We start from the raw sequence: 6,400 nt of genomic DNA, 5'->3' as shown, positions 1-6,400 counted from the left end.
TGTTTTGGAAGCGGGATTGTTTCGCTTAGCAAGCTCAGAAAATTAACTGACTGTTGCACTTGCTCCTTGAGACCGCCGAGCCGTGTTTTATAAGTACTGACCGTTTTCTCACTTAGTAACATAATTTGTGAAATCTTTTTATTGGAGAAGCCCGACACCAAATATTGCAGGGTACGCAATTCGCGATCTGACAATGTTTTGATTAATTGCTGGTCTGAGTGATCGGGAGACAGATCAACATCACAGTTATTTAAATAAATCCTGCCACTCATTACCACATTAATTGCTTTGGTCAATGCATCGACGTCTTCGGTCTTCTCAATAAAACCAATGGCACCGGCCCTGATACAACGATCAGCAAAAAAAGCGGAGTCTTTGGACGTCAGCACTAACACTTTGATCGGGAGCCCCAGTATGTGCAGCCGTTTAAGCACCTCCAGCCCGTCAAGTTTGGGCATCGAGAGGTCCAGCACAATCAGGTGAGGGAGGTGTTCGCGCGCCAGATCCAGCGCCGTGGCGCCGTTATCGGTTTCAGCCGCAATCTGGAAGTTGGCGTTTTCCAGTACTAGTCTGACGATCCTTCGAATAAAAGGATGATCGTCTACTATCAAAGCCTTACGCATGATAATTCCTACAACGTTAAGAGGGCGCTATTGTCGTGGCGGCGCGGTGCGGCCGTAACGACGTGAGTGTCAAGCGCTCAATGTTCGAGCTGAATTTAATGCCGTTCATAAACATCGATGAACAACTTTATGTTCAGTGGAATCAAACCGTTAATTAGTCCGCAGGCTTGCTGTCAGTAGCGGTGTGCGAATTGTCCTAAGAAGTAGTGGTTTAAGATTTTTGAGGCAGGACGGCCCAAGCCGTAATTAATGAGCAATAACCTTTTTGAGACAAAAAAGTTATCGGCAGAGGGGCTAAAAGATTCAACTCGTTGAGTGACCGATCGTCGGGCGTCTGTGAACAGTCATTCCAGCACGTGACTGAGTTCATCGTGTGCTCCTTCCTCGTAATCGTCCTGTCTGTTGTCCTTACAGGGGTATCGAGGAGTGTGCTTCTCAGGATGAAAAAAACAGGTAGGAATTTTCTGAAAAAATGAAATTTATGTTCGGCAGGTGTGTACGAAAGGAGGGGAGTAGAGGTGTTCACCAAGGCCGTTAAAAAAGCCTCGCGAACACCCTTGCTCCTGCGCAGGTGGCGTCAAACCGCTGTGACGTCTTCCAGGTTCGGCTCGGCAGCCACAGGGCTGGCCACCTCGTCATGGCGGCGGATGTACTTCCAGTCATCCTCGTCGATATAGATCCCGTTAGGCCCGCTGCCGCCTTCCAGGTCGATGGCCACATGGGCACAGACCTGCGGCTTCACACTCGCCAGAATCGGCACAAAACCCAACTGCAAACTGGTTTCCAGCAACGCGGTCTGGTTTCTCTCGTCAATGTCTGCCGCTTCGTCGAGGTAATACGGCAAACGGATACGCCCGGCCAGGTCGCGATCCATCAAGTGCAGCAACAAGTACATGTTGGTCAGCGCCTTGATGGTCATGGTCGTACCGTTGGACGCAGCGCCATCGATGTCGGTGTGAATCACCGGCTGGCCGTTGACCTTGGTGATCTCGAACGCCAGCTCAAACAGGTCCTTGAGGCCCAACTGGTTGTGGTTGGCCGCCACCAGACGCGCCAGGTATTCCTTGGCTTCTTCGTTCTTGTTGTCTTGCTCGGCGCTTTGGCTGAGGTCAAACACCGACAGCGTTTCGCCTTCTTCGTACTGCCCGGCGCTGTGGATAATCTGGTCGATGTGCTTAAGCGCTTCTTTGTTCGGCGCCAGCACAATCCGGAAGCTCTGCAGGTTCGACACCTGACGCTTGTTGATCTCGCGGTTAAACAGCGCCAATTGGTGCTCAAGGCTGTCGTAGTCACTGCGAATGTTGCGCAGGGTCCGGGCGATGTCCGTCACGGCAGCCCGGCGTGCCTTGCCCAAGGTCAGGGCTTCCTCGCTGCGGTGCGCATAGGCGTTGATCAACAGTTGCAGGCGGCGCTCCATGTCGTCTTCGCTGTCGAACTTGGCCACGCCTTTCAAGCGCACTTGCGCGTACAGCGCTTCGATCTGCCCGTCGCAGCGCAACAGGCCTTGCCACGTGTCCTGGTAGTCATTGAGCAACGGCAGCAGGTTGTCCATGGAGTCGTCGACCGGGTCCATGAACGGCGTACCGAACGGCAAGTCGGCCGGCAACAGCTGGCGCCGACGCAGGCTGTCATCGAGGGTGCGCTGCTTGGCTTCCATGTCGCCAATTTGCCGACCGACCAATTGCAGCTTGGCCGACAGGTGCTGGACGCGCTCGGTGAAGGCATCGCTGGAGCGCTTCAATTCATCTTGCGCGGCTTCGGCCTGGGCTAACAGCTCGAGTTTTTCGCCTTCTTCGGCGCCCAGAGTTTGCGCACGACGGAAGTCTTCCAGCGCCTTCTGCGCGTCCAGCACCTGCTGGTACAGCGACTCGGCTTCGGACTTGCTCGCCGCCCGGTCCGAGGTGACCGCCTGCTGGGTCTTCAGTTGCTTGAGTTCTTTTTCCAGACGCTCTTTCTGGTCGCGCAAGGCGGCGCGATCCGCCAGCGCTTGCAGGGCGGGTGGCTCGATATGGCTGAGGTCGATGGACAAACCCGGCGCTTCAAAGCGTTCACCTTTAAAGCCATCCAGGATTGCCTCCAGGGATTTGACCCAGGCGTCGCCGTCATCCAGCGCAATCCCTTGCTCGCCCAGCGGCAGGCTGAACAGGGCGCTGTTGAACAGGCGCATCAGGCGCTCAACATCCTGTTGCGAGAATTCTTCGCGCAGGCGGGCGTAGCTGTTGTTGTCGGCGTGGTCGAGCTGCTGCTTGACCGACTTGAGGCGTTTTTCCAGGTCGCGCAGACGTTCGTCCAGGTCTTCGGCGCTGAATTGGCGCGACTGTGCCAAGGCACCGGCCAACTCGTCGTGGGCGTCTTTGGCGGCCAGTAGTTGCTGCTCCAGCACCTTCACGTCGTCCACCAGCGCAAAGCGGTGCTTGAGCACCGACAACTCGCCCAGCCAGCGCTGAATACCGGTGATCTCTCGCTCCAGGCGCATCAGCTCCTGGGTGCTGCTGCGCTGATCGTTTTGCAGGGCGTCTTGCTCGTTGCGGTAGTGCTCGGACTGAATCAGCAACTCTTCCTTGCGTGCCCCGGCGTAGTCCTGCCACGTGCCGAGCAGCGAGTCGAGCAGCGGCGACAGGCGATGTAGCTTGCCGCGCAGCAGATCGCGCTGGCGGACACCGGCGGCCAACGATTCGACCAATGGCCCGGCCCCGACCAGCGCGTTGTAATCCTGCTCCATGCGTCGCACATCGCGGAAGGCTTCTTCACACGCGGCGATATAGTCCACGCTGCCGGAGCGCAGGCTGTGCTCAAACGCATCGAGAAACAATTGCTTGAGTTTGGCCGCCGTAATTTCGCGCATGTGCAGCAGGTTGATAAATAGCGCGCGGAAGGTTTTCAGGCTTTGCTCACTGGTGGAGCGCAGCGGGATCAGCGTCAGGTCCAGCGGGATCGACGTATGCCCACCGACCAACAAACGGCGCAGTTCATCAGGCTTGAGTTCGTAAGCTTTAAGGCCGTTGCGCTCAAGGTTGCTGAACAGCTCTTTTTGCCGCAGGCAGGTGTCTTCTTTCTGGTAATGAGCCAGGTCGAGCTTGCCCGCATAGGCGAAAAACTGGTGACCGAAACCGCCACCGGGGCCGCGCCCGACCACGCCAATCACATGGGGGCCGTGGGGCAGCGACACTTCGACGAGGATGTAGCTGGTGTCGGAAGCGAAGTAAAAGCGCCGCGATTGTTCGAGGCTGTACTTGCCGAAGCTCATGTCTGACATGCGCGCCAGAATCGGAAACTGCAAGGCGTTGATCGAGGCTGATTTACCGAGGTTGTTGGCCCCGTACACCGACAGCGGATGCTCCAGCGGGAACAATCCCAGGCTGTAACCGGCGGTATTCAGCAGGGCGAAGCGGCGTATTCCGTAGCGTTCCTGGCTCATGCGTCCAACTCCTGTTGCTCATCGGCAATGGCGCGGGCCAGAGCCGCGTCTTCGTCTTCTTCCTCAACCTCGGCTTCATCATCAACCAGCACCGGGGTCGGCAGCGGCAAAATGCTGTGCAGGCTGGCGGCCAGATCGCGGTCTTGCTGCACTGACAAACACACGTCAAGAAAGCGATGCATCGGCGGCAGAAAACGGTAAACGCCGTTGTCTTCACTGGCAAAGCCGAGCTGGGTCATGCGGCGCATGATTTTTTCTTCCAGCTCGTCCTGGGTGGTGACTTCGGCCTGCACAAACAGGTCGCGGTATTTTTCCAGCAGCGCGGGCAGTTCATCACGGCCCAGGCTGCCGCCATCGAGCACGGCAATCGGATCGCGGCCCTGATCGGCCAAATGCTCGACGATGATGAACGTGAACAGCGCCAGGCGTTGCGCGGTCTTGTTGACCTGAGCCGAGGCAATGGCGGTGTCGGGCACGAAATAATAAAAACCACGGGTGTCGCACACCAGTTCAAAGCCAAGGGCCTTGAACAGGGCGCGGTACGAGTCCTGAAAATTCGACAGCTGTGCGTATAGCTCAGGGTCGCGACGGCTCACGTGATAACCCTTGAACAGCTCACGAAAGATCGGCGCCAGATGGGACAGTTCAGACAGATCAAGATGCATGGAGAGGGCTCGCAGAAGTCTCGCTCGCGTCATCGCTGCGTGAAAGCAGGGCGAAGGAGCGCAGGCTGACCAGATGTTCGTGGGTGTGGTAATCGCGGCGCTCAAGGCGTTCGCGCACGAAACGTTTTTCGCGCGACAGGCGCGAGAACCAGTACAGCAATTCGTCGGTGTCGCCGTTGGGCTCTTGGGCCAGCAGCCAGCTCATCAAATCCGGCATCGGCAGCGCATCGCTACAGCGGTCGAGCATTTCCTTGACCGTGCGCGGAGCCTTGGGCGTTTCACCGCGATGGGCTTTGTGGGCTTTCGGGAAGCGTGCCGGCTTGGGCTCAAAGCGGGCCAGCGCGTACACATAGGCTTCAACCTGGCTGGCGCTGCCCAAAAAGGTGCTTTGCGGGCGGGTGAACATTGGCATCGCCGCTTGCGGCACTGCGTCCAGCCCTTTACGGCGTATGGCCGCCAGCGCCAGCGCGGCGCCACGGGTAACTGCGTTGTGGCGTCGTGCCTCTTCACGCAGCGGCAACAGCAGCTCGCGGGCATGGCGCAAGGTGAGCTGGGCGCTGGTTTGCATCTCAAGGATCCGCGCATGGGTGCGCAGCAGCATGTCGTCGTCCACCAGGTGGCCAAGGCGTTGCTGTTCGCTGAGCATGCGCAGCAGTACATTCTCGACCTTACGTACGCCTTGTTCGAAGGCGCCGTCAGCGTTTACCAGTTGGATCATCGGTTCGACGTATTCGTCCCACGTCGCCAGCACCTCGGCGTACCGCTGGCGCAGCGGGATCTGCCGGTCGCTGGTCTTGGCCCGTTCGGCCACGGCCACCAAGGCCTGTTCGTCATTGGCGAGCTTCTTCAAGACATCGCGCACACGCATGTCGAGCAAACGCAGTTGGCGCGCCAGATCATTGCCATCACGAATGTCGAACGCGTCCTGAATGTAACCGGCCAGGCGCTCCAGATGGCGCAGGTAGGCTTCGATTTCCAGGCACAGCCCGAGGCGGTGTTCGCGGCGCAAATACGCGAGGAAGTCGTGGATTTGGGCGTTCAGCTCAAAGCGGTTCGGGCTCTTGGCCACCGGCACCAGAATGTCCAGGCGGATCCAGCTGTCGAGCACGTTGGTGATGTCTTGCGGTGTGCTGTCCAGTTGCTGGGCAGCCAGTTGCAGGCGCAACTCGCTCAGGCTCAAAGTGCCTTGGTCGAAGTGTTCACACAAAGGCTCAAGGAGTGCCCAGTGTTCGGCGAGGGCACGTAAAACGCGCTTGGGTTCGATCATGGGAGGGCCGGTCGATTGCCAATGAAAGGTCGCGATTGTACTGCAACACGGGTTTGAGTCATTACTTGGCGATCAGAGGCGGGCGAGAAGGGCAGAAGGGCGGTAGAATCGCTGCTCTTTAGTTATCCACAGATGGCCGACCCTTGTTGAACGAGTCCCGCCGCCGCGCTTATTTGACTGCCATGCAAGTGGTCAGTTGGGTACCGCGCACAGAGCTGCCGTTTGCCGCCCCTTCGCGGCCTGAACTGCTGGTGCTCCCTGAACCGCCTGCCGCGCCTGAAGTCATCAGGCCTGTGGTCAAGCCTGCGGCTGCGCCGAGCAAACCCGCTGAACGGCCTAAAATCGAAGTGCCACGGCCATCGGTCACTCCGCGACCTGCCAGCAAGCCGGTAGTGGAAGCCGAAGCGGCCCCCGCGCCGGTAAAAGC

The 6,400-nt window shown here is 58.2% G+C and carries 4 protein-coding genes and 1 pseudogene; 1 reads left to right on the top strand and 4 read right to left on the bottom strand.

From position 1 onward, the window contains the following. The 4 genes from GHO41_RS28190 to mksB form a co-directional block, all read right to left on the bottom strand. Positions 1–623: response regulator transcription factor (locus GHO41_RS28190; protein WP_153435249.1), on the bottom strand; the 623-nt coding region annotated here is incomplete at its 3' end. A gap of 577 nt (positions 624–1,200) precedes the next feature. Continuing rightward, positions 1,201–4,041 (bottom strand): Mks condensin complex protein MksF, encoded by a 2,841-nt coding sequence (gene mksF, locus GHO41_RS28185; protein WP_153435248.1) that lies wholly within the window; start codon positions 4,039–4,041, stop codon positions 1,201–1,203. Then, positions 4,038–4,706, bottom strand: a complete 669-nt coding sequence (gene mksE, locus GHO41_RS28180; protein WP_153330928.1) for an Mks condensin complex protein MksE — start codon at positions 4,704–4,706, stop codon at positions 4,038–4,040. Before mksE ends, mksF begins: the two co-directional genes overlap by 4 nt. Continuing rightward, positions 4,696–5,973 (bottom strand): Mks condensin complex protein MksB, encoded by a 1,278-nt coding sequence (gene mksB / locus GHO41_RS28175; RefSeq protein ID WP_048368440.1) that lies wholly within the window; start codon positions 5,971–5,973, stop codon positions 4,696–4,698. The genes mksE and mksB overlap by 11 nt, the downstream gene beginning before the upstream one ends. Before the next feature lie 143 nt (positions 5,974–6,116). On the opposite strand from mksB, the pseudogene GHO41_RS28170 reads away from it, so the two are divergent. After that, positions 6,117–6,400, top strand: a pseudogene (locus tag GHO41_RS28170) (energy transducer TonB); the annotation flags it as partial.

The sequence above is a fragment of the Pseudomonas sp. FSL R10-0399 genome (assembly GCF_009600165.1).
GTDB classification, from domain to species: domain Bacteria; phylum Pseudomonadota; class Gammaproteobacteria; order Pseudomonadales; family Pseudomonadaceae; genus Aquipseudomonas; species Aquipseudomonas helleri.
Note: the sequence above shows the minus strand (reverse complement) of the source record. Positions and strands in the feature narration are given on the sequence as shown.

Excerpts from the sequence above, each read along its gene's own strand:
- mksE (WP_153330928.1), bottom strand. The coding sequence starts at position 4,706 with ATGCATCTTGATCTGTCTGAACTGTCCCATCTGGCGCCGATCTTTCGT.
- mksF (WP_153435248.1), bottom strand. The coding sequence starts at position 4,041 with ATGAGCCAGGAACGCTACGGAATACGCCGCTTCGCCCTGCTGAATACC.
- mksB (WP_048368440.1), bottom strand. The coding sequence starts at position 5,973 with ATGATCGAACCCAAGCGCGTTTTACGTGCCCTCGCCGAACACTGGGCA.